The 21012-nt window shown below is 33.5% G+C and carries 24 protein-coding genes, 1 pseudogene and 1 riboswitch; of the genes and pseudogenes, 12 read left to right on the top strand and 13 right to left on the bottom strand.

Annotated elements, in window-relative coordinates; genetic code table 11:
- The first annotated feature begins 79 nt into the window (after window positions 1–79).
- From dapF to uvrD, 5 genes are all read left to right on the top strand, one after another.
- The gene (gene dapF, locus ACGH6S_RS02175; protein ID WP_174799450.1) at window positions 80–904 is read left to right on the top strand and encodes a diaminopimelate epimerase; all 825 of its coding nucleotides are present in this window, start codon (window positions 80–82) and stop codon (window positions 902–904) included.
- A gap of 159 nt (window positions 905–1063) precedes the next feature.
- Window positions 1064–1801 carry a DUF484 family protein gene (locus ACGH6S_RS02180; protein WP_174799451.1) on the top strand — a complete coding sequence of 246 codons (738 nt, stop codon included), beginning with the start codon at window positions 1064–1066 and terminating at the stop codon, window positions 1799–1801.
- Between the two features lie 12 nt (window positions 1802–1813).
- Window positions 1814–2731 (top strand): tyrosine recombinase XerC, encoded by a 918-nt coding sequence (gene xerC / locus ACGH6S_RS02185; protein WP_174799452.1) that lies wholly within the window; start codon window positions 1814–1816, stop codon window positions 2729–2731.
- Window positions 2732–2733: 2 nt separating this feature from the next.
- Window positions 2734–3447 (top strand): 5-amino-6-(5-phospho-D-ribitylamino)uracil phosphatase YigB, encoded by a 714-nt coding sequence (gene yigB / locus ACGH6S_RS02190; RefSeq protein WP_174799453.1) that lies wholly within the window; start codon window positions 2734–2736, stop codon window positions 3445–3447.
- A gap of 215 nt (window positions 3448–3662) precedes the next feature.
- Window positions 3663–5843, top strand: coding sequence for a DNA helicase II (gene uvrD, locus ACGH6S_RS02195; protein WP_174799454.1), 2181 nt, complete (start codon window positions 3663–3665; stop codon window positions 5841–5843).
- 76 nt (window positions 5844–5919) lie between these two features.
- Here the strand turns inward: uvrD and cyaY are convergent, their stop codons facing one another.
- The 6 genes from cyaY to ACGH6S_RS02225 form a co-directional block, all read right to left on the bottom strand.
- Window positions 5920–6231 (bottom strand): iron donor protein CyaY, encoded by a 312-nt coding sequence (cyaY, locus tag ACGH6S_RS02200; protein ID WP_034912502.1) that lies wholly within the window; start codon window positions 6229–6231, stop codon window positions 5920–5922.
- 99 nt (window positions 6232–6330) lie between these two features.
- Window positions 6331–6843, bottom strand: a complete 513-nt coding sequence (locus ACGH6S_RS02205; RefSeq protein WP_174799455.1) for a surface-adhesin E family protein — start codon at window positions 6841–6843, stop codon at window positions 6331–6333.
- Window positions 6844–7626, bottom strand: a complete 783-nt coding sequence (locus tag ACGH6S_RS02210; RefSeq protein WP_174799456.1) for a hypothetical protein — start codon at window positions 7624–7626, stop codon at window positions 6844–6846.
- Between the two features lie 89 nt (window positions 7627–7715).
- Window positions 7716–8336, bottom strand: coding sequence for a thiamine diphosphokinase (locus ACGH6S_RS02215; RefSeq protein WP_085165674.1), 621 nt, complete (start codon window positions 8334–8336; stop codon window positions 7716–7718).
- 35 nt (window positions 8337–8371) lie between these two features.
- Window positions 8372–8833 carry a ribosomal protein S18-alanine N-acetyltransferase gene (rimI, locus tag ACGH6S_RS02220; RefSeq protein WP_085165672.1) on the bottom strand — a complete coding sequence of 154 codons (462 nt, stop codon included), beginning with the start codon at window positions 8831–8833 and terminating at the stop codon, window positions 8372–8374.
- Window positions 8802–9209: a DNA polymerase III subunit psi gene (locus tag ACGH6S_RS02225; RefSeq protein WP_085165670.1), complete on the bottom strand. Its 408-nt coding sequence runs from the start codon at window positions 9207–9209 to the stop codon at window positions 8802–8804. The genes rimI and ACGH6S_RS02225 overlap by 32 nt, the downstream gene beginning before the upstream one ends.
- An 88-nt stretch (window positions 9210–9297) precedes the next feature.
- Between ACGH6S_RS02225 and rsmC the strand changes: the two genes are divergently transcribed.
- On the top strand, window positions 9298–10338 hold the full coding sequence (rsmC, locus tag ACGH6S_RS02230) for a 16S rRNA (guanine(1207)-N(2))-methyltransferase RsmC (RefSeq protein WP_411578625.1): 1041 nt from the start codon (window positions 9298–9300) through the stop codon (window positions 10336–10338).
- A 110-nt stretch (window positions 10339–10448) separates the two neighbouring features.
- Here the strand turns inward: rsmC and ACGH6S_RS02235 are convergent, their stop codons facing one another.
- From ACGH6S_RS02235 to yihI, 3 genes are all read right to left on the bottom strand, one after another.
- Window positions 10449–11258 carry a hypothetical protein gene (locus ACGH6S_RS02235; protein ID WP_085165666.1) on the bottom strand — a complete coding sequence of 270 codons (810 nt, stop codon included), beginning with the start codon at window positions 11256–11258 and terminating at the stop codon, window positions 10449–10451.
- Between the two features lie 198 nt (window positions 11259–11456).
- The gene (gene hemN, locus ACGH6S_RS02240; RefSeq protein WP_174799457.1) at window positions 11457–12827 is read right to left on the bottom strand and encodes an oxygen-independent coproporphyrinogen III oxidase; all 1371 of its coding nucleotides are present in this window, start codon (window positions 12825–12827) and stop codon (window positions 11457–11459) included.
- Window positions 12828–13153: 326 nt separating this feature from the next.
- Window positions 13154–13654 (bottom strand): Der GTPase-activating protein YihI, encoded by a 501-nt coding sequence (gene yihI, locus ACGH6S_RS02245; protein ID WP_085165662.1) that lies wholly within the window; start codon window positions 13652–13654, stop codon window positions 13154–13156.
- Between the two features lie 170 nt (window positions 13655–13824).
- On the opposite strand from yihI, the gene coaA reads away from it, so the two are divergent.
- From coaA to ACGH6S_RS02275, 6 genes are all read left to right on the top strand, one after another.
- On the top strand, window positions 13825–14760 hold the full coding sequence (gene coaA, locus ACGH6S_RS02250) for a type I pantothenate kinase (protein ID WP_085165730.1): 936 nt from the start codon (window positions 13825–13827) through the stop codon (window positions 14758–14760).
- Window positions 14761–14778: 18 nt separating this feature from the next.
- The gene (locus ACGH6S_RS02255) at window positions 14779–15240 is read left to right on the top strand and encodes a DUF1090 domain-containing protein (protein WP_174799458.1); all 462 of its coding nucleotides are present in this window, start codon (window positions 14779–14781) and stop codon (window positions 15238–15240) included.
- A gap of 165 nt (window positions 15241–15405) precedes the next feature.
- Window positions 15406–15450, top strand: a riboswitch (PreQ1 riboswitch).
- Between the two features lie 3 nt (window positions 15451–15453).
- Window positions 15454–15927, top strand: coding sequence for a preQ(1) synthase (queF, locus tag ACGH6S_RS02260; RefSeq protein ID WP_085165658.1), 474 nt, complete (start codon window positions 15454–15456; stop codon window positions 15925–15927).
- Between the two features lie 27 nt (window positions 15928–15954).
- Window positions 15955–16611, top strand: coding sequence for a 7-cyano-7-deazaguanine synthase QueC (gene queC, locus ACGH6S_RS02265; protein WP_174799459.1), 657 nt, complete (start codon window positions 15955–15957; stop codon window positions 16609–16611).
- 46 nt (window positions 16612–16657) lie between these two features.
- Complete coding sequence (locus tag ACGH6S_RS02270) at window positions 16658–17338, top strand: 7-cyano-7-deazaguanine/7-aminomethyl-7-deazaguanine transporter (protein ID WP_174799460.1); 681 nt, start codon at window positions 16658–16660, stop codon at window positions 17336–17338.
- A 315-nt stretch (window positions 17339–17653) separates the two neighbouring features.
- Window positions 17654–19273 carry a hypothetical protein gene (locus ACGH6S_RS02275; RefSeq protein ID WP_174799461.1) on the top strand — a complete coding sequence of 540 codons (1620 nt, stop codon included), beginning with the start codon at window positions 17654–17656 and terminating at the stop codon, window positions 19271–19273.
- Window positions 19274–19380: 107 nt separating this feature from the next.
- On the opposite strand, the gene ACGH6S_RS02280 is transcribed toward ACGH6S_RS02275, so the two are convergent.
- From ACGH6S_RS02280 to ACGH6S_RS02295, 4 genes and pseudogenes are all read right to left on the bottom strand, one after another.
- Complete coding sequence (locus ACGH6S_RS02280) at window positions 19381–19812, bottom strand: integrase core domain-containing protein (protein ID WP_174799462.1); 432 nt, start codon at window positions 19810–19812, stop codon at window positions 19381–19383.
- 174 nt (window positions 19813–19986) lie between these two features.
- The gene (locus ACGH6S_RS02285) at window positions 19987–20064 is read right to left on the bottom strand and encodes a hypothetical protein (RefSeq protein WP_363319045.1); all 78 of its coding nucleotides are present in this window, start codon (window positions 20062–20064) and stop codon (window positions 19987–19989) included.
- An 89-nt stretch (window positions 20065–20153) separates the two neighbouring features.
- Window positions 20154–20498, bottom strand: a pseudogene (locus ACGH6S_RS02290) (hypothetical protein); the annotation flags it as partial.
- Between the two features lie 11 nt (window positions 20499–20509).
- A complete protein-coding gene (locus tag ACGH6S_RS02295) occupies window positions 20510–20791 on the bottom strand; it encodes an IS3 family transposase (protein ID WP_034915696.1) in 282 nt (93 codons plus the stop codon).
- Between the last annotated feature and the right edge of the window lie 221 nt (window positions 20792–21012).

Genomic DNA, 21012 nt, shown 5'->3' on the forward strand with positions numbered 1-21012 from the left:
CTTTTAGTTGATGTTGGTAACCAGTTTAGACTAAAAGTTAAAAATAAAAACATGTTTGACAACAGAAGGTAAACTAGCGATGAACTTTTCAAAAATGCATGGACTCGGAAATGATTTTATGGTTATTGATGCTGTGACGCAAAATGTTCATCTTTCGACAGAAATGATTAAACGTATGGCAGATCGATATACTGGTGTCGGGTTTGATCAACTTCTTATTGTTGAGCCACCTTATGTACCAGATAGTGATTTTCATTATCGTATTTTTAATTCAGATGGTTCTGAAGTTGAGCAATGTGGTAATGGGGCTCGCTGTTTTGCACGTTTTGTTCGTTTAAAAGGCCTTAGCCGAAAACGAGTGTTAAAAGTTAGTACCATGAAAGGCAATATTGTTTTAACCGTAAATGATGATAATACTGTGCGTGTTAATATGGGACAGCCTATTTTTGAACCTAACAAAATTCCTTTCAAAGCTATAAAAGAAGAAAAAACTTATATAATCCGAGCACAAGAACAGACTATATTATGTGGTGTTGCATCTATGGGCAATCCTCATTGTGTTGTTCAAGTCGATAATATTCTAACCGCAGAAGTGGCAACACTAGGTCCGTTATTAGAACAACATGAACGCTTTCCTGAACGTGCCAATATTGGATTTATGCATATTATTGATCGCAATAACATTAATTTACGTGTATTTGAACGTGGGGTTGGCGAAACACAAGCTTGTGGTACTGGTGCCTGTGCCGCAGTAGCAGTAGGCATCAATCAAGGACTATTAAACCAACAAGTTAATGTCAATTTACCTGGTGGCAAATTATTAATTGAATGGAAAGGTGGAAATCAACCACTTTATATGACTGGACCTGCTACACATGTATATGATGGTTTTATTGCTACTTAACTTTAACATCATCCTCCCAATAGATTCTAAAACTTGTTGACAGAAAATAACAAGGCAAAAAACATTCAGGTTTGGTATTGATTTTATTGAAGTTTTTATCTTTAACCGAAAAAAACAGTAGAAACATGAGATAACACGGTAATACAATAGACGCTAATTATGGTTGGTAAAAATACACAAAATTTAAGAGTAAAAAAAGCTCGGCGATCGTCTTCATCATTAAAATTAAATGATGAAATCGTTTGTCAATATATTATTGATAATCCAGATTTTTTTATGAGAAATGCCCGGTATGTTGAGTGTATGCAAGTGCCTCATCCTGTCAGGGGAATGATTTCTTTACCAGAATGGAACATGGCGCGTCAGCGCAATAAAATTAACCAATTAGAGTGCGAAATTTCATTATTATTGGAACATGCCAGTGCCAACGAATTGTTGTTTAATCAGCTAATGGATCTGCAAATTGAATTAATTAAAGCACAGGATCTAAATCAACTTATTGTTTTATTAAACACATGGGCTAAATCATTAGGACTTAGTGGTGCTTATTTATATCTTTTTGGTGACAAATGGTTGCTTAATGCGCCATCAAATTACCATCATATAGCTTTAGATTCATCACAATTTGATTTTATTCGTGTTAGACATTTCCAGTACAGTCAACAGTATTTAGGTACATTAAATTCAACTGAGCTTGATTTTTTATTACCTGATGAACACGGTTATGTTGGCTCAGTGGCATTATCTTTGTTAGGTCAATTTGGTGATTTGGGGCTTTTAATGTTTACTAGTGCTAATTCCGAACATTATCAAGCAGGACAAGGTACATTATTACTTGAAAAAATGAGTGAAATTTTACCGATTTTAATTAGCAGATGGATTATGCGAACAAAATAAGGACATAGCATTATGCAGCCTAATAAAAATGATAATACGGCATTAAAGCTGCCTGTTGATCAATTTTTAAATTATTTAAAGTCAGAAAAGCAACTAAGCTTAAATACTCAGATTAATTATCGACGTCAACTTTATGCACTTATTTCGTTGGCAAGTGAAGTTGAAATCTCGAACTGGCAAAATTTGGATTCATCCGCAGTTAGATTGTTAATCAGTCGTAGCAAACAGACGGGCTTGCAAGCAAGAAGCTTATCATTAAGACTTTCTGCTTTGCGTAGTTTTTGTGATTGGATGGTAAAAAACGAGCTGCTTACCGCTAATCCAGCTCGAGGCGTGCTAAATCCAAAATTAGGTCAACACTTACCCAAAAATATTGATATTGACGAAATTAATCAACTGCTTGATATTGATCATAACGATCCTCTTTCTGTTCGTGACAGAACAATGCTTGAAGTTATGTATGGTTCTGGGTTACGCCTTTCTGAATTAGTCGGTCTTAACTGTCAAGAATTGAATCTTGTTGATGGTGAAATTCGCGTAATGGGTAAGGGGAATAAAGAGCGAAAATTGCCATTAGGTCGAGAATCTATCAAATGGATTAAACACTGGTTGTCAATGCGGAATTTTTTAACACCACAAGATGATGCTTTATTTATTTCCAAATTGGGTAAGCGTATTTCACCGCGAAATGTTGAAAAACGGTTTGCTCAGTGGGGAATCAAACAAGGGTTAAGCAGTCATGTTCACCCTCACAAATTACGTCATTCATTTGCAACTCATATGCTAGAATCAAGTGGTGATTTGCGTGCAGTACAAGAATTGTTAGGGCATGCTGATTTATCGACGACCCAAGTCTATACGCATTTAGATTTTTCGCATCTATCTGAAGTTTATGATTCAGCCCATCCACGCGCTAAAAGGGGAAAATAACGATGCACTTTTATCGATCTATTAATAAGATTAAAGCGTTTACTTTCGATCTAGATGATACGTTATACAATAACAGCATGATCGTTGAAAAAGCGGAAGACGAAATGATCAAAACTCTTCAAGGTTATGAACAATTGCGCACGCTTACTTTACCCGAATATTTTTCCGAAAAGCGTGCTGTACTTGCATCTGACCCTGAAATTTATCACGATGTTATTGTTTGGCGAATTCAAACCATTACATCGCTATTAAATAAAACTAATATACCAGCATCAAAATTTGCTGATGTCATCGATGAAGCAATGAGTTGTTTTAATGTTTGGCGGCACAAGATGAACGTTCCTGAATCAACGCATACACTATTAACTAAATTAGCCACTAAATATCCTTTGGCTGTTATTACTAATGGTAACGTTGATATTAACAAAATTGGCATAGGTGATTATTTTCAATTTTCACTACGTGGTGGTGAACATGGCCGTTCTAAACCTTTTCCTGAAATTTTTGATTTAGCATCTCACAAACTTAATATTCCATCACACTCTATTTTACATGTGGGTGACAATTTATTAACGGATGTTAATGGAGCTATTGATAACGGCTTTTTAGCTTGCTTTATTAATATTTATAATCAGGATATTTTTCAGCTTAATGATACTAGATGTTTACCTCACATCGAAATAACACAATTGCCAGAATTAGAGAATCTGCTATAATTAACCTCCTTATCTGTACAAATAAACAGTAAAATAAATGTAAAGATACGTTTCTTTAGTAGCAATGAAAATTTTTACCTAAGAAGCTTTGTCTTTATTTATGTTCTGTTAGATCACAGTGGACAAACGTATTCGGAATATGATGAAAATATTAATAACGCTTTCAACATTAATGCTACTTGGCGGTTTCTATTATCAAAATAGGTTTGCATGTAATGGAAATTAATAAATTATTATTAGATGGCCTAAACACAGAGCAACAAAAAGCAGTTACTACCGATAGTCAATATTCAATTGTTCTTGCAGGTGCAGGGAGTGGCAAAACGCGTGTTTTAGTTCATCGTATTGCTTGGCTTTGTATTGAAAAGAGTTATTCACCTGGCTCAATTTTTGCGGTTACTTTTACCAATAAAGCGGCTATTCAAATGCAAGAACGTATTCAAGCATTAGTAGGCGAGGGTTATTTTAATGGTATGTGGGTGGGTACATTTCATGGGCTTACTCATCGTTTGTTACGCATGTTTCCTGAGCAAGCTAAGTTACCTCCTAATTTTCAACTTATTGATACTGAAGATCAAATTCGGCTTATTAAGCGAATTTTTCACGAGCTAAAAATCGACGAAAAACAATGGTCGCCAAAACAGTGTGCTGCTTTTATTTCTACTCAAAAGGAAAAAGGTTTCAGAGCGGAAGATATTGTTCCTGAAGATCCTAAACAAGTGATGTGGCAGGCGATTTATCGAGACTACCAAACTATTTGTGATAGAGTTGGATACGTTGATTTTTCAGAATTAATTTTAAGAACGTATGAGCTGCTTTGCCATAATCAAGACGTTTTAAATTATTGTCATCATCGTTTTTGTAATATCTTAATTGATGAATTTCAAGACACTAATAAGATCCAATATCGTTTGGTACAAAAACTGGCAGGTAATACAGCTAATGTAATGATTGTAGGCGATGACGATCAATCTATTTACAGTTGGCGTGGTGCTAATGCGGATAATCTCCAATTATTTATAAACGATTACCCTGAAACTGAAATTATTAGGTTGGAACAAAATTATCGTTCAACTGGTAACATTTTAGATGTAGCTAATAATTTAATATCGAAAAATCAGAACCGGTTGGGTAAAACTTTATGGACAGATATAGGCGGCGGTGAACTGATTACGCTTTATATTGGTTTTAATGATATTGATGAGGCAAGATTTGTTGTTGGTCAAATAAAAAAATTCCATGACGAAGGTGGAAAGTACGCAGACTGTGCGATATTGTACCGTAATAATGCACAATCACGTATATTTGAAGATACATTGTTGCAAGCAGGTTTACCTTATCAAATTTATGGATCTATTCGTTTTTATGAACGACAAGAAGTTAAATTAGCGCTTGCTTATTTACGGCTATTACATGACCACAATAATGACATGGCGTTTGAAGCTACAATCAATACCCCAACTCGAGGTATTGGTAATGTCACGCTAGATAAAATTAGATTGACTGCAAAGCAGTATAATATTTCATTATGGGATGCATGTATAATGCTAATCCAAACCAATGCTTTTACTGAACGGCAAAGCTCTGGGATTGGTCGTTTTTTGGAATTAATAGAATCAATCTTCGATAAAGTAGAGCTTAAACCATTTTATAAACAACTTGATATTATTATCAAATTATCTGGCATATTGCAAATGTATGAGCAAGAGCCTGGTATTAAAGGGCAATCAAAGCTGGAAAATCTTGAAGAATTGGTATCGGCCGCTGAGCAGTTTTATCGCTTTAATGAAAATAACCTTATTCAAGATAAAGAAACGGGTAAGGCATTAACTGTTTTAGAATCATTTTTAGCATATACGTCATTAGAAAGCAGAGATGTAATTAGTGAACAAGATACCGTTCAACTAATGACTCTGCATTCTGCCAAAGGTCTTGAATTTGATAATGTTTTTATTGTAGGACTAGAAGAGGGCATATTCCCAGACTTAAGATCTTCTCAAGACTTCGATAAACTTGAAGAAGAGCGTCGTCTTGCCTATGTAGGTATTACTCGAGCACGTAAGTATCTAACATTATCATTAGCTCAGATAAGGCGTCTATATGGTCGTGAAGAGCGTAATTTACCTTCACGCTTTTTGTCTGAATTACCTATTGATAAGTTAAATGAAATTAGTTATCAAGGAACAATGTCGCCTGAAAAAATAAAGTCTTACCCTAAAAAGAAGCCTCAATGTGATGGTTACAAATTAGGTCGTAAAGTGTTACATAAACGTTTTGGTGAAGGAACTATTGTTAATCTTGATGGCGAAGGTGATCATAAGCGAGTACAAATAGCTTTTGTTAATGAAGGTATAAAATGGCTAGTAGTTAAATTAGCAAATCTTACTTTATTGTAGATTTCTTTTAAGTAAAATTTGTGACTACTTTCTTGAACGGGAATTAATTGTTAAACTAATTCCCATTTTTTATATATTATAGCTCAGCTTGTTCTTTTACAGATTCAGAAAAAATCTGATTAAACGACTTGTCGGTACGATTACAAATCCAATTATTATCGATGTAATCAAAATGATAACCTTGTTTTTGAGTGGCTAACCATACCTGAAAGAGTGGTTCTTGGGTATTAATGATGATTTTACTGCCATTGGGGAAACTAATGGTGATAACATTGCCGTTTGTTTCATAATCTAAATCGATGTCATGCTCATTTACATAATTATCCAAGAATAGTTCGATTTTGTTGAATAACTGTTCGGTAATGGTATGAAATTGTGTGATATTCATAAAGAGATATTCATTCAAATAAATAATAGAGCGATATTAACATAAATGAATATACTCCGCCACAGCAAGGTGGCAAGAGTAAAAGTAGGTACTGATTTACTAATTAGCGAGTGGTAAGGAACAGGCAATAGTAAGTAGCTTATATTGCTCGTTATCATGAGTGATAGCTATCCAACGGTTTGCTATCTCAATTGTGTTGACTAATTTTCCATCACCAAAATTATTTTCGATTGTTCTAAGCTTTCCTTTTGCTAACTCCATTTTGTCGCAATTGGCATAATATTCGATCCTTATGGAATGATAAGGTGTCTCTGTACCATCATCATTTTTTTGTATCAATGCTGGGCTGTAATTAGTCACTTCACTAAATACACGAATTTTGGAGTTGAAAGGGTGAAGGTTGATCGATTTTCTATCTAAAAATGAATAGCCAATAGTATTATTGTCGTTAGTTTTTGATGTTGGAATGAATTGTTCTCCTACTCTTGGATCTTTTAAACTTTCAACAGCAGTATTTTCATTTGCTTTCGTATCAATATTAGCTTTTTCCCCTGAGGCATGGCTGAATGCTGCAAAAGAAAAGAGAATTAAAAATAAATTGACCTTTTTCATTTAAATTTTTTCTCCATCTTTTGAGTTAGCTTCTGTAGGATTAGTTTGTGATTGATTTTGTTGTTTTTCTTTTTCTTTTTGCATTTTTTCTTGGTTTGCTTTAATTCGCTCTTGCAGTTCAGCTTCTTGTTTTTCGATGATTGGTTTTAGATCTGGGCGAGCCGTAAGAATTGTTTCTTTTTCTAAATCGCCTTGAATAGAACAAAAAATACTACTTTGATTATTAGCAGAAGATTCTAGATAAAGTGCTTTATTAATTGTACCAAACCTTGGAATAACACCATCGATGGCATAAATATCATCTTCCCATGTTTTAGATTTTGATTTTTTATCATAAATTTTAGCATTTGCTATGTAAGTGTTTTGGCTATAATGCAACCAATTAATATTGCTTAAAGCACTTTTAATTTCATCTTGCTTGTTATCAAAGATAAATCCCCAATAAAGAAACTGACCAGATAAAGTAGTTGAAATATAAATATTTTGATAGCCAACAATTTCTAAATCATGATACTTAAGTGGTTTTTTAAACATAACTTTATTTTTGTCGGTTTTTTGAATAGATTCAACAGGAATATAAGTTACATTATCGGGAGTGGTTGCTAAATCAACGTATTGATTTATTGACTCTTGGTGTTTAGATAATTGTTCAAAAAACTGATTATCACATTGCAAAAATGTATCAATTACCTTATCTGTTTCATCCTGTATATTATTTGTTTGGGCAAAAACACAAGAAACGAAAGATGCGCAAACTAGCACAGAAAGTTTTTTGAGAAGCATGGCGAATTTCCTTGAACCACAAATATATTTCTTCTTTTGTAAAGGAAGATTGTAAAGTAATGTAAATATAAATGTCAATTGACATTATTTCAATTCTCAACGAAGACCATTAAATCACCGTTTTTAAAGGATATTTTAATCAAATCACTAATCGCTTTGTTTCTTAAACTCACAACTCCTCCTAGCGATAATGTGGCATCAATTAAGGGGTATTGAAAGCCTGTAATGGTTACACCAGTTACTTTCGAAAATGGCATTAGTGAAATAATATGATCTTTTACATTGGTTATTTCTTGATGATGTTTTGCAAAAAAGAAATGACAATAATTATCATAAAAGGTAATTTGATACTGATGATAATATCTTATTGCAACAGAAATATTCCCCAAAAAGTGATCGCTAGCATGACCACTAGCACCATAAACATCAAATGTTTTCACCCCTTTACCTGCTAAAAACAAAATTGCTTTTTCAAAATCAGTTTTATTTTGGTCAGGTGTATGAATAATTTTAGTTTTAGGTGGAATTGCTTTGTTAGGATTATAGCTATCTAAATCGCCAATAATAAAGTTTGGTTCGATTGACAAAGTCGACAGATAATTATGATAAGCCCCATCTGTGCAAGCAATATAAGTATAATTATCCAAATGTTGAAAGTCATGTTGTGGTGGCTCGCCATTAATAAAAAGTAAAGCTCTATTTTGTGACATTACACTTTTTTCCTTTTGCTCATTTTATTGGTAAATCATAAAGCCAAAGTATATGCCATGATAATAGCGTCTTCTTGTTTACCATTAGTTGTTGGGTAATAATTTTTTCTAATCGTTATTTGGTTAAATCCCAGCGTGTGATAAAGCTTAAGTGCTGCCGTATTTGATTGTCTGACTTCAAGCCAAAGGGTTGAGATTGGATAGGGCGATTTTATCGTTATTAACGCATCTATTAAATGATTGAGCAGCTCTCTTGCTAGTCCTTGCTTTCTGAAATCGGGATGTATTGCAATGTTAAATAAATTTGCTTCATCTGCTACATGTTGGCAAATACAAAACCCAACTATTTGGTTATTAATCGTTATTTTAAAATTGAGATAACGTTCACCTTGGTTTGAAAAGAATGTTTGTTTTGACCAAGGAATTGCATGGCAAATCTTTTCTAATTCAAAAGCTTTTTTTAAATCATGTTCGGTGAGGATGGAAATAGTTTTCATATTGACATAATTGTTGCCATAGTAGGCGTTTTTGTTGTGGTGCTTTTGCAAGCTGATTTAAACTGGTTGTTTGAATAGTTAATGGGTTAATCCAAGACTCATCCAAGGTAATATCAATAAACCAAATTACTGTATTAATTTCATCAGCAGGAATAATTAATTGTTGTGGCGTTAAAAACAATACTTGTTTTTCAGTTAGATGGATAGCATTTAAAATATCATAATAGATTTTTTGTGTTGGTTTTTGTTCTGCAACTACAATCAATCTAATTTCTTCACTTATTTGTGTCGCTATTTCACCTTTGAAAACATTAGCATTCCTCAAAACGTATTGAGTTATGTTGCACTGTTTTAGATACCAATCTTGTAGTGTCATTATTGACTTACTGTTTTTTATTAGAGATTAAAGATAGTTAATTGTATAATCAATGCATCAATTTATAAAGGTTTTTCATTGAGGAAATATGGCAACATCTGCTTTTACCCCAGTAAGTCAAGTACTTGAGCGTCACCAAACATTTTTTAACGATAAAAATGTGCTGATAGCTGGTGATATTCAGGATAGTTATCCATCTATTATGTCGGCAAATCAAGTTAAGATTCATTGCACACAATTTCATACTTATTTACGTCTAAAAGCTAGTGCACGAGGCAATCACACCTATTTTTCATTATTGCCAGAAGCGGATTTTTACGTAGGAATGAATACACTGATTTACTATTGGCCAAAAACTAAAAGCGAAGCACAATTTCAGCTTTCTTATTTATTGCATAATATGCCAAAAGGTAGTGATATTTTTATCATAGGTGAAAATAAAACAGGTGTAAAAAGCGTGGAAGCTTTATTGAATGATTTTGGTACAATTCAAAAAATCGATAGCGCAAGACGTTGTGGTTTATATCATTTTCAGGCAGATAGCCGTTTAGTATTTAATCTTGATGAATGGTGGTTAAGTTATCATTTAACTATTGAAAATCAGAATATTGAAATAAAAAGCTTACCTGGTGTTTTTAGCCAAAAAGGCTTAGATGCTGGTAGTGAATTATTGTTAAATGCATTGATGGATCGTACTGATATTATTAAAGGTAATGTATTAGATGTGGGATGTGGTTCGGGCATTTTGTCCACGGTGCTAGGTAAATTAAATCCTGATATAGCACTAACGTTATCTGATGTAAGCTGTGCAGCAATTGAATCAAGTAAAGCCACGTTAAACCGTAATCATGTTAATGCCACAGTTGTAGCGAGTGACGTTTTTTCAAATCTAAATGATAAATATCATCTTATTGTTTCGAATCCACCTTTTCATGATGGTAAACAGACTAATTACACGGCCGTTAATACGTTAATCAAAGAAGCAAAAAAACACCTAAAATTAAATGGTTATTTGTGCATTGTGGCAAATTCATTTTTACCGTATCAAACCATTTTAGATGAAACATTCAAAAGCGTTGAAGTGATTGCCCAAACGACGAAATTTAAGGTTTATCTAGCAAGCCATTAATAAGTGCTGTTTATTTTGTTTAAAAAAATAGGGCGATGTTATCGCCCTAGGTATAAAATTTAAATATTTAATAACAAACTGATTTCACTATTCTTGATATCATATCTGGATTAAGAGAGAGCTTCTTTTAATGCCTGCATTTCATTATAGGTAAAATCACAGCGCATAAATTCTTGGTCAAGAAGAATAGGAACAGAGTTGCTTTCTCCAACTACGGCCAACACATTACATTTATTTCTAATCTTATCACCTATAATGATTGGTCCACCGTTTGAGTCTTTATTAAAATTGGCTGCATATTTAGCATTTATTCCTTGTGCATTGCTTGCACGATATAAGGCAGTTATTATTTTACCATAAGAGACTAGTTTAACTGGTACAATAACAGGTGTTAATTTTTGCCCGTTAATTTCCTTGATAACTTTTATCATTTTATGTGTTCTTAAGAAACATCCTAAACTCATCCATGTAACCAACAACAACAAAAGAATAAGACCAGTAGTAGCCACAAATACAGTCCGCATATTATCAATAGCTAAATTGATTGTTACTAGTGATGGATCATCGGCCGAAGCGACAGTTACAACTTGATAATTTCCTTTTTTCCCCCCAATGAAAGTATAATCACGCTTAATAACTTGTCCTGTATCAGTAGTAATTTTCACTGAACAGTTATCAACCATACGTCTTGCACGACATGTTCCTTCTACATCATAGTCAACCACAACAGGATTCTGTGATATTTTATAATCATCAATTAATCCAGGATAATTTCTTATGGCCATAAATAAAGCTAACGCAAAGAGAATTATTGCTGCAAGTAATCTTCTTATTTGATGCATTGAGCCTTCTTGCTTTAAATTCATGACTTTTAAAGGGCGAGTTGGAAATACTTCTACTAATTTATTCATCAATGCCATTTTATCAATATACTCCTTATTAAAAATAAAAATTTCATGTCTAAGGCTAAAATTGTGAATTTAAAAGCTAACCTTTAATCACAATAAAATAAATAATTTATTTATTATTTTTTATTAAATTAGAATAAATATTATCATAATATTTACTTTGTAGGAATTACTCATATTGTTTACGGCAATTTGACAAACGACTTCAAATTAAATAACCCTAGAAAACTGCTGCTGCCTTGCCATTTTTCGCATATAAATATCAAAGCACATACAAATATTGCGTATCAATAAATGTCCTTTAGGTTGGACTTCGATTATATTGTTATTGATTGTCACTAATCCATCTTTTTGCAATGGAGCTAGTAATTTTAAATCTTCGGAAAAATAATCATCAAATTGAATTTGGTATTGCTGTTCAATGACATTTTTATCTAAATGAAAATGGCAGATAAGCTGTTTTATCACATCACGACGAATCTTATCGTCACGATTTAAGGTGAATCCTTTCCATAATCCATGTCCTTTTTGCTCAACCTGAGTTTGATAGATTTTTATATCTTTCTGATTTTGCGCATAACTATCACCTAACATACTAATGGCCGACACACCAAGTCCAAGTAAATCAGCATCGCCTTGAGTTGTATACCCCTGAAAATTACGATGCAATTTATTTTCTTGTTGAGCAATAGCTAATTCATCAGAGGGCTTAGCAAAATGATCCATACCGATAAAGTGATAACCAGCTTCGGTTAACTTTTTAATGCTAGTTTGTAGGATCTGCAATTTTTGATTGGCATTAGGCAAATCATCATCTTTAATTTTTCGTTGGGCAGCAAAACGGCTTGGTAAGTGGGCATAATTAAATACACTTAAACGATCGGGAGAAATCTCAATCACTTTATTAAGCGTTTCGGCAAAACTTTCAATGGTTTGTTTTGGTAGGCCATAAATTAAATCTAAACTAATTGAGTGAAAATTATTTTTACGTGCTTGATTAATAAGAGACCGTATTAATGTTTCATCTTGTTCACGATTAATTAGGCTTTGGATTTCGTGATTAAAATCTTGAATTCCCATACTTAGCCTATTAAAACCAACACTTGCTAAATGGTCAATTGTTTGTGGTGTAATTTCACGCGGATCAATTTCGATGGATAGTTCGGCATTAGCAACAAAATTAAAATGCTTTTTTAACGAGGTAATCAATCGAGTAATTTCAGCATCGTTTAAAAAAGTTGGTGTACCACCACCCCAGTGCATTTGTGTTACCGTGCGATGTTTAAATAATTTTGCACGTTCGGCAATTTCAATATCTAAAATATCAAGGTATTTGGTAACTTTTTGTGTTTGGCGAGTAATAAGTTTATTACAACCACAAAAATAACAAAGCTTATGACAAAACGGAATATGTACATAAAGCGACAACGGCTTTGTAGGATAACGAGTTGCTGCCGATAAAAATTCCTGCTCATTAAATTTTTCGTTAAATTCAAGTGCAGTAGGGTAAGAGGTATATCTTGGGCCAGAATAATTATATTTTTCAATTATCGCTTGATCCCATAATTGCGTATCAGTCATGCTTTTTACTTCCACTTATGTCTATCTTTAGTGTTGTTATTTTTATGAATTTTTACTATTGCTTTTTGTTGGTTCTTGATTTTGGTTTTAATTTTGATTCGATTAGTTTTATTTAAATATAACAATGTGCAAATCAACAACCCAAAATATAAACTTAACATAATTAATATTGGCACTATGATTTGCTCACTGTTAATTATTAATTGACTGAATAAAAATAATGGATTCTAAGCTTAAATTATCAGTAGGAATATAATCCAATAGATTATATTCCTACTGATATCAAGACACACACTATCACGATTGCCGATTATATTTTACTATCATTAGTTTCGTTTTAATAAACTAACAATATCTTCTTTCTTTTCGTCTAATTCTTCAAAATCATCAAAGTCTTCATCAGTATAACCAAGCTTTTGCATCAGTTCATCGATACGATTCAATTTTCTATCAAGATAAATTTGTTGATCTTTAGTGAGTTTGACATTTTGCTCGACTAGATCAAGTAACATATCTAATTTTGGATCGTTCTCTAACTGTTCTAATTCTTGTTGTGGCGATAAAATCGTTTTAATTGGTTTAGATTGTTTAACAGGTTTTTCTATATTGTTAGAATCTTCAACAATTAAAGAAATAGGTTTTTTGCTACCCACTCTTGGATCTTTGGTTGTTTTTGTCGAATTTTTATTTTTATTATTATCTAGCTTATTAAAGCGAGAGCCACTTGGTAAACCTTTGTGTTTGCGTTTACGCTTCAGTTCCCGAGATTCTTCATTAATCTCTTGACGGCTTTTTTTAGCTTTCTGTTTTGATTTATTTTTTAACATAAAATCTCTGTCTAATATTAGGGTTAATCATTTTACAAACGTATTTTATCAGTAAGTCCAGAATATAGCTATGATGATGACGTCATGCTAATTTAAGATTGTAAAAAAAGAAATTTATGTATAATCTGAGTCAAATAAATTTGTTAGATCGAATTAGAGAACAATATAAAATGAAAAATCACTTAAGCCCTTATCTGAAATTTAATCGTCAAGAATGGGCTAGCTTACGTAATACTGTACCAATGACTTTAACTGCAGATGAATTAGTTTCGTTACAAGGTATTAATGAAGATTTATCCATGGATGAAGTGAGTGAAATTTATTTACCTTTATCTAGATTACTTAATTATTACATCAGCAATAATTTTAATCGGCAAGCTGTTTTATCTAAATTCTTAGGTAAAAGTCAAAAAACACCTTACATTATTGGCATTGCAGGCAGTGTTGCTGTAGGTAAAAGTACTACCGCTAGAGTACTACAAGCATTATTAACCCGTTGGCCTGAACATCGCAAAGTATCTTTGGTAACAACTGATGGTTTTTTATATCCAAATAGATATCTTGAAGAACATGGAATAATGAATAAAAAAGGGTTTCCTCAGTCTTACGATATAAAAAAATTGCTTAATTTTGTTGCTGATATAAAATCAGGACAGGCACAAGTTAAAGCACCCGTTTATTCTCATTTAGTTTATGATATTGTCGAAGATGAAGAAATCGTTATTGATAGTCCTGACATTTTGATTCTTGAAGGTTTGAATGTACTGCAAAGTACACTGAATTATCCACAAGCGAATAACCGAGTTTTTGTTTCGGATTATGTCGATTTTTCAATTTATGTTGATGCTGATATGTCATTATTACATGATTGGTATGTAAATCGGTTTTTAAAATTTAGGGAGGGTGCATTTAGCGATCCTAACTCTTATTTTAATCACTACTCAAAACTTCCAGAACATGAAGCTACAAATATTGCCAATCGTATTTGGCGAGAAATTAATGAATTAAATTTAGTTGAAAATATTTTACCTACAAAAGAACGAGCGAACCTTATTCTAACTAAAGGTAAAGATCATAAAGTCAATTGTGTTCAATTAAGAAAATAAAATTAAGGAAAAATTCGTATGAAATCAGTAATTCGGTTAATAAGTAAATTGAGTGTCATTACATTAGCTATCTCATTATCATTTGGTGCTTATGCTTCAAATGAACAACTAAAGGGACTTACGTGTGAAAGCAAAAAACAGGCTATTGAAAAACAGATTGATTATGCTAAAAAAAATAATAATTCTCATCAAATCCAAGGGCTTGAAAAATCATTACGTAACTTAAATAAGCATTGTTCAAATGATGATTTAGAAGCCAAATATAAAAAAGAGATTAACGAAAAATCAAATAAAGTGGCTGAAAGAACTAAAGAATTAGAACAAGCAAAATCAAAATCAAAATCAAAAGCGAAAGCGAAAGATAAAGATAATGAACAGAAAATTGTCAAACAACAAACAAAATTAGCTGATGCTGAAAAAGAACTTAATGAAGCTAAAACTAAATTATCTGATTTTTATAAAGAATTGGGAGCGAAATAAACGATATCAGGCAGAGTATTTCCCGATTCTTGATTTATTTGCTCTTCAACGATATTTTATTATTAACACCATCAATAGTTATTGTTGACGGTGTTAGTTTTACATTTTTTATAAATCTATTGTCATACTAGACTTTTTAAAGCAAAAAGAGTATGGTGTGCGCCTTGTTACGTGGTTCGTGAACCTCCCACGCTAAAAAACTAAGGAAAAATAATGAGTAAAATTACACTACTAGGCGATCAGTCTGTTCGCTATCCAACAACCTATTGTCCTGAAATACTCGAAACGTTCGCTAATAAACATCCGAATAACGATTATTTTGTTAAATTTAATTGCCCAGAATTTACTAGTCTTTGTCCTATCACAGGGCAACCTGATTTTGCGACAATTTATATTTCATACGTGCCCAATATTAAAATGGTCGAAAGTAAATCGTTAAAACTTTATCTGTTCAGCTTTCGTAATCATGGCGATTACCATGAAGATTGCATTAATATCATTATGAAAGATCTGATTAAATTAATGGATCCTAAATATATCGAAGTCTGGGGAAAATTCACTCCGCGAGGTGGCATTTCGATTGATCCTTATGCCAATTATGGCAAATCGGATACTCATTGGGAACAAGTTGCGGCTAATCGATTAGCCAATCACGACATGTATCCAGAAAAAGTGGATAATCGCTAATCTAATCTATCCAAACAGGAACAGTTAATGCAAACTCGTAAAGCACTAGTTATATTTTCTGGTGGGCAAGACTCAACCACTTGCTTACTGCAAGCCATTGCTGATTATGGACGTGAAAACGTTCAGGCAATCAGTTTTCACTATGGTCAACGTCACGCAATAGAGCTTGAAAAAGCTAAAAGGATTGCTGATGATCTTGGTATTAAACAAACCGTCATTGATACTTCAGTTATCAAACAAACTACAAATAATGCGTTGATTGATGACGCTCAAGAAATTAAAGCCGCTCAAGATGGCGATTACCCCAATACCTTCGTTGATGGGCGTAATATGCTTTTTTTACTTTTGGCTGGCTGTCATGCTAAGCAACAAGGAATTTCTGACATTATTATTGGAGTTTGTGAAACCGATTTTAGTGGTTATCCAGATTGCCGTGATGTCTTTATTAAATCAATGAATGTATCAATGAATTTAGCCATGGACTATGCGTTTAATCTCATCACGCCACTGATGTATTTGACTAAAGCGCAAACGTGGGAAATGGCTGATAAACTAGGTTATCTTGATTATGTTCAAAAACATACCCACACCTGTTATTACGGTGTTGAAGGGGGATGTGGTAAGTGTCCAAGTTGTTTATTGCGCAATAAGGGCCTACAAGAATATATGGCTCAAGCTAAATAAATTCATTCATCATTGGGTTCTCTCACCCCATTAAAAAGGAAAAAAGATGTACTTAAATGTTCATTCAGAATCGATAGAAAAAAGTTTTACCAGTAAACAAAAGCAAAAAGCGCTTTACTGGTTGGCTTTTTTTCACATATTGGTTATTGCTTCAAGCAATTATTTAGTCCAAATCCCATTCGAAATTTTTGGTTTTCAAACAACTTGGGGGGCATTCACTTTTCCGTTTATCTTTTTAACTACCGATCTGACTATTCGAATTTATGGTGCTAGTTTAGCGAGAAAAATCATTTTTGTTGTAATGATTCCTGCATTGTTATTTTCATACCTGATTTCGGTACTATTTTTTGAAACCCATTGGGTTGGATTATCAGCATTGACGGAATTTAATAGCTTCGTATTTCGAATTGCATTGGCTAGTTTTGCCGCTTATTTAGTTGGACAACTAATGGATATTACTGTTTTTAACTATTTAAGAAAAAACAGATCATGGTGGGTTGCCCCAACAGCATCGGCAATATTTGGTAATGGTATTGATACTATTGTCTTTTTTGCTATCGCATTTTATCAAAGTAGCGATGAATTTATGGCAAATCATTGGATCGAAATTTCGTTAATGGACTATAGTTTTAAAATTCTAATTTGCGGATTATTCTTTTTGCCACTTTATGGCGTCATTCTGAATTTTATCCTAAAAAAGTTAGTTGCAATGCCTAAAAACAATTAATCATTAAAATCTAAATTTTAGTTACTCACCTAAATAAACATAAACTCATTTATTTTTTTGATGAGTTTTATGTTTAATATTGAAAAACCCACCAATATTTCACAACACCTAAAGGTCAATATAGCTTTTTATCCTGCGTCGGGCAGCCGAAGGCTTCATTCTGCATCCTGTGCTAGGTTTTTAGAAAATTTTGCCAAAAACTAGCGCTTTAGTATTTAGTTAGCTATAATTTTGATTATTTTATGGCAAAACGCAGCTCATTAAAAAATAAACAACTATAAAAATAAAACACAAATTAACAGGAGGTTAGATATTGTGTGCTATAATAATAACAGGCATTGGCAGTGCTATACCTTAAATCTATTTAAGTTTTACCGTAATCAAAAACAAACTCCATTTTGCTTTTTATTATCAAATCTAGCGAAATCGCCAAGATTGCCGTCGATTTCCAACTTGTTATCCAAATTAGCCATAGTTTTTGCACCATTGTTGTTATTGCCATATTCAGTGAGTTCGCAGGCGTTGTTAGCTCGGACCTCACAGGTTATTAACGGCTCTGCGCCGTATTTGACGCTTGATGGTGGCGTCACTAAATTAACTACAACTGATGATTTAATAAGTATTAAGTTATCGGACGGTCAAGTTTTCACTCCACAAAATAATAACTCAGCGATGACGCCAATTCATTTACCTAATGCAGGTGATACGCTTGCTAATATTGAAATGATAGTTCCACCATCAACCGACTCTGTGAGTATAAGTAGCTTGGTAACACAAGGTAATTGGGGAGATGATGATGGAGATGGACAGGGAGCTAATAGTGTCACTGCGACAGGGAATATATCAGTATCGTTTACTGATAAAAATAGTAATGCCGTTAGTCGCAGTGATATATTAGATATTTGTAATGCACCTTATAGGATAACATTAAGTAGTACGGATGCTACTTTAGAAACAAAGTATGGTGTGCCAAATAGAAGTACTTTAAACGGAAATACGGTGTCATATTATATCAACCCAAATTCACAGCAGCCTAAAGTTTGCTATGTAAGGCCTCGTTTGATATTTGGTGGTACTAATTTTGCTGGAGATAATCCTCGCTTTGCGGGGCCATCTAGTATATGGGATCCTACTAAAGGTTTTTTAACACAGTCAATTAATCCATCTTCTTATAGCCTTAATTTTCCCACTACGGGGGCAGATGGATTATATTTTGATTTGGATATAGGCGGGGTAGATGCAAGTCAGTTGACCTGGTCTTCAGAAACTCAAGGAGAGATAACTGCAACAGTGAATTGGGTAAAACCTCGTTCAGACTCATTCACCATTCCATGCCGATGGTGCACGGGCACTACTACATATGATGATTGGATTACAGATAAATCCAAAAACGTAACGCGAGTAACGTTAAATGGTCCTAGGGCGAATAATATCCAAATACAATCAAGTAATCCTAGTCGACTTACTGTGCCATCTTTGCCGCAACTATTTGTGTTGGAAGGGAAGAATAGTAGTGGTGTGGTTGTTAAATATGGATTTGAGCTAAAGCAGTGGTTTGTCCATCGGGGAGAGAAATATACTACTGTTCCTGAGCAAGCAACTTGGTGTAGTAGTTTGGGTTATCGTTTTTCGAAGATAAGAGATTTAAGCAATGCGAAATGTGGTGTGGATAATGCTTATTTTCCATGTATAAGCGACATAGATGGCTCCACACCGTCGTCCGGTAGTCTATATTACCAACGTCAAATAGGGGCAGGATTTTTAAGTGAGTGGAGCGATTTATCCTATTATGGTGATGTGGCAGGTTTTGGTCGTGGTGATATTTGGACGAATGATGCGGTATCAAATACAACTCACTTATATATTCACCGTAATGGTTATGTGGATCAGTGGGGCACCTCTGGAGGTGGCTATGCTGTTTGCACCGTACCTTAGTGTTTAGTTCTTAATCCTTGAACTGTGGGAAGTTTATATGTAAATAGAGAATAATCAACCAAAGAACTGTAAATCCCCCAAACTTAGTACACAACTCACGTAGAAAATTAAGCTGCTTGTTTTAATGTTTTATATTCGAGCAGTGTCATGTTATTTAACGCCTCATGTGGTCTTTCGGTGTTATAAATCGTTAACCATTCTTCGGTTATTCTCCTTGCTTGTGCTAAGTTGTTAAAAAGATATAAATCGAGTACTTCAGTACGATAGGTACGATTAAATCGTTCAATATAGCCATTTTGATAAGGGCTACCGGGCTTTATATAATCAATGACTATATCATGTGATTTAGCCCAGTTTATAAAGGTTTTTCCTGTAAATTCTGGTCCATTATCGACCCGTATTTTTAATAAATATCCATGATATTCGGCCAGTTTATCTAAGTAACGGGTAATTCTTTCTGCCGGTAAACTGACTGCAATATCAATGCCTAGCGCCTCACGATTAAAGTCCTCTATCACATTGAATGTTCTCAAGTTCACATTGCGTTAATCTTTGCCTCTAGTTAGTATTTCGATTCATTCTATGCTGAACATTTTTCTTAGATACTTCTTTTATCAAAGTAATAATTGATCTTTGCAAAAATATTAGACAGTGCCCACCGCTATCATTTTATTGTTTTGGTAAAATTGCTATTCATATTGCTGCGGCGATATCTAGCCTTTGGCTGAATGACGACGAATACGATTATAATAGATTTCAATATATTCAAATAGTGCTTTATTAGCCTGCATCCTCGTTTTATAGTAACAACAATGAATAATATGGGGTTTGAGTGTATGAAAAAACTTTCAACAACAGCATTATCAAAGCAGTTTCCTCTTCGACTCATACTTTGCCTTAGTCCATATTGTAACAATAATTGCTTGAAATCAGCACTGGAATATTGAATTCTTTGGTCACTATGAATGAAGACATTTTTAGGAAAGTGACGCCGAAACAAAGTTTGCTTTAATGTATTACACACTAAATAGCCTGTATCCCTAACATCATGAAGCAGGCTTAGCGCACCCAAACGGGCTTTATGTTGCCAATACTGTTTTTGAATATACTCGCTGAGTTTAGCTGATTTGTTTGCTCTTTTTAACCAAGCATAATAACCCGATGAACTGACACAAAGTAATGAGCATATCCTAGTAACCGGATAGCTGGTTAAATGATTTTTCATATAAGTGTACTTCACCGACTTGGATTGTTGATGATATGCACATGCGCCTTTTTTAGTATATCATTAGCCATTTTCAGTTCTTTAATCTCTTTTTCTAACGCCATAATCCGCTGTTGCTCAGCGGTTAACTCTCGACGGCTAGTTTTATTCGGGGAAAGTTGCCTAATCCATTTATCTAGGGTTGATTTACCCACACCTAGATGATTGGCAAGTTCGCTGATAGAAAGGTGTGCATTAGATAACGCATAATCCACTGATTGTTGTTTGAATTCGATACTAAATTTTTTGACCATGATATTTGTCTCCTATGATTTTTGTTTATATCATAGAGGTGACTTTTGTCCACTTTTTTGGCGAGGATCAGTTTTCATCTTTACATTTCTTTACAAAAAAGTCCGCCAAAAAACTAGCCAACTATTTTATAAATGGTTATACTTTTATCGCTGTAGGAAAACAAGCTTATTAAATAAGCAAATAATTATAAAAATTCAAATAAAACAAAATATTACTTGAC

The organism is Gilliamella sp. BG3, from assembly GCF_046635605.1.
Taxonomy (GTDB): domain Bacteria; phylum Pseudomonadota; class Gammaproteobacteria; order Enterobacterales; family Orbaceae; genus Gilliamella; species Gilliamella bombi.

What these genes read in the sequence shown, in the direction of transcription:
- dapF (WP_174799450.1), top strand. Translation starts at nt 80, where the DNA reads ATGAACTTTTCAAAAATGCATGGACTCGGAAATGATTTTATGGTTATT.
- ACGH6S_RS02180 (WP_174799451.1), top strand. Translation starts at nt 1,064, where the DNA reads ATGGTTGGTAAAAATACACAAAATTTAAGAGTAAAAAAAGCTCGGCGA.
- xerC (WP_174799452.1), top strand. Translation starts at nt 1,814, where the DNA reads ATGCAGCCTAATAAAAATGATAATACGGCATTAAAGCTGCCTGTTGAT.
- yigB (WP_174799453.1), top strand. Translation starts at nt 2,734, where the DNA reads ATGCACTTTTATCGATCTATTAATAAGATTAAAGCGTTTACTTTCGAT.
- uvrD (WP_174799454.1), top strand. Translation starts at nt 3,663, where the DNA reads ATGGAAATTAATAAATTATTATTAGATGGCCTAAACACAGAGCAACAA.
- cyaY (WP_034912502.1), bottom strand. Translation starts at nt 6,231, where the DNA reads ATGAATATCACACAATTTCATACCATTACCGAACAGTTATTCAACAAA.
- ACGH6S_RS02205 (WP_174799455.1), bottom strand. Translation starts at nt 6,843, where the DNA reads ATGAAAAAGGTCAATTTATTTTTAATTCTCTTTTCTTTTGCAGCATTC.
- ACGH6S_RS02210 (WP_174799456.1), bottom strand. Translation starts at nt 7,626, where the DNA reads ATGCTTCTCAAAAAACTTTCTGTGCTAGTTTGCGCATCTTTCGTTTCT.
- ACGH6S_RS02215 (WP_085165674.1), bottom strand. Translation starts at nt 8,336, where the DNA reads ATGTCACAAAATAGAGCTTTACTTTTTATTAATGGCGAGCCACCACAA.
- rimI (WP_085165672.1), bottom strand. Translation starts at nt 8,833, where the DNA reads ATGAAAACTATTTCCATCCTCACCGAACATGATTTAAAAAAAGCTTTT.
- ACGH6S_RS02225 (WP_085165670.1), bottom strand. Translation starts at nt 9,209, where the DNA reads ATGACACTACAAGATTGGTATCTAAAACAGTGCAACATAACTCAATAC.
- rsmC (WP_411578625.1), top strand. Translation starts at nt 9,298, where the DNA reads ATGGCAACATCTGCTTTTACCCCAGTAAGTCAAGTACTTGAGCGTCAC.
- ACGH6S_RS02235 (WP_085165666.1), bottom strand. Translation starts at nt 11,258, where the DNA reads ATGGCATTGATGAATAAATTAGTAGAAGTATTTCCAACTCGCCCTTTA.
- hemN (WP_174799457.1), bottom strand. Translation starts at nt 12,827, where the DNA reads ATGACTGATACGCAATTATGGGATCAAGCGATAATTGAAAAATATAAT.
- yihI (WP_085165662.1), bottom strand. Translation starts at nt 13,654, where the DNA reads ATGTTAAAAAATAAATCAAAACAGAAAGCTAAAAAAAGCCGTCAAGAG.
- coaA (WP_085165730.1), top strand. Translation starts at nt 13,825, where the DNA reads ATGAAAAATCACTTAAGCCCTTATCTGAAATTTAATCGTCAAGAATGG.
- ACGH6S_RS02255 (WP_174799458.1), top strand. Translation starts at nt 14,779, where the DNA reads ATGAAATCAGTAATTCGGTTAATAAGTAAATTGAGTGTCATTACATTA.
- queF (WP_085165658.1), top strand. Translation starts at nt 15,454, where the DNA reads ATGAGTAAAATTACACTACTAGGCGATCAGTCTGTTCGCTATCCAACA.
- queC (WP_174799459.1), top strand. Translation starts at nt 15,955, where the DNA reads ATGCAAACTCGTAAAGCACTAGTTATATTTTCTGGTGGGCAAGACTCA.
- ACGH6S_RS02270 (WP_174799460.1), top strand. Translation starts at nt 16,658, where the DNA reads ATGTACTTAAATGTTCATTCAGAATCGATAGAAAAAAGTTTTACCAGT.
- ACGH6S_RS02285 (WP_363319045.1), bottom strand. Translation starts at nt 20,064, where the DNA reads ATGCAGGCTAATAAAGCACTATTTGAATATATTGAAATCTATTATAAT.
- ACGH6S_RS02295 (WP_034915696.1), bottom strand. Translation starts at nt 20,791, where the DNA reads ATGGTCAAAAAATTTAGTATCGAATTCAAACAACAATCAGTGGATTAT.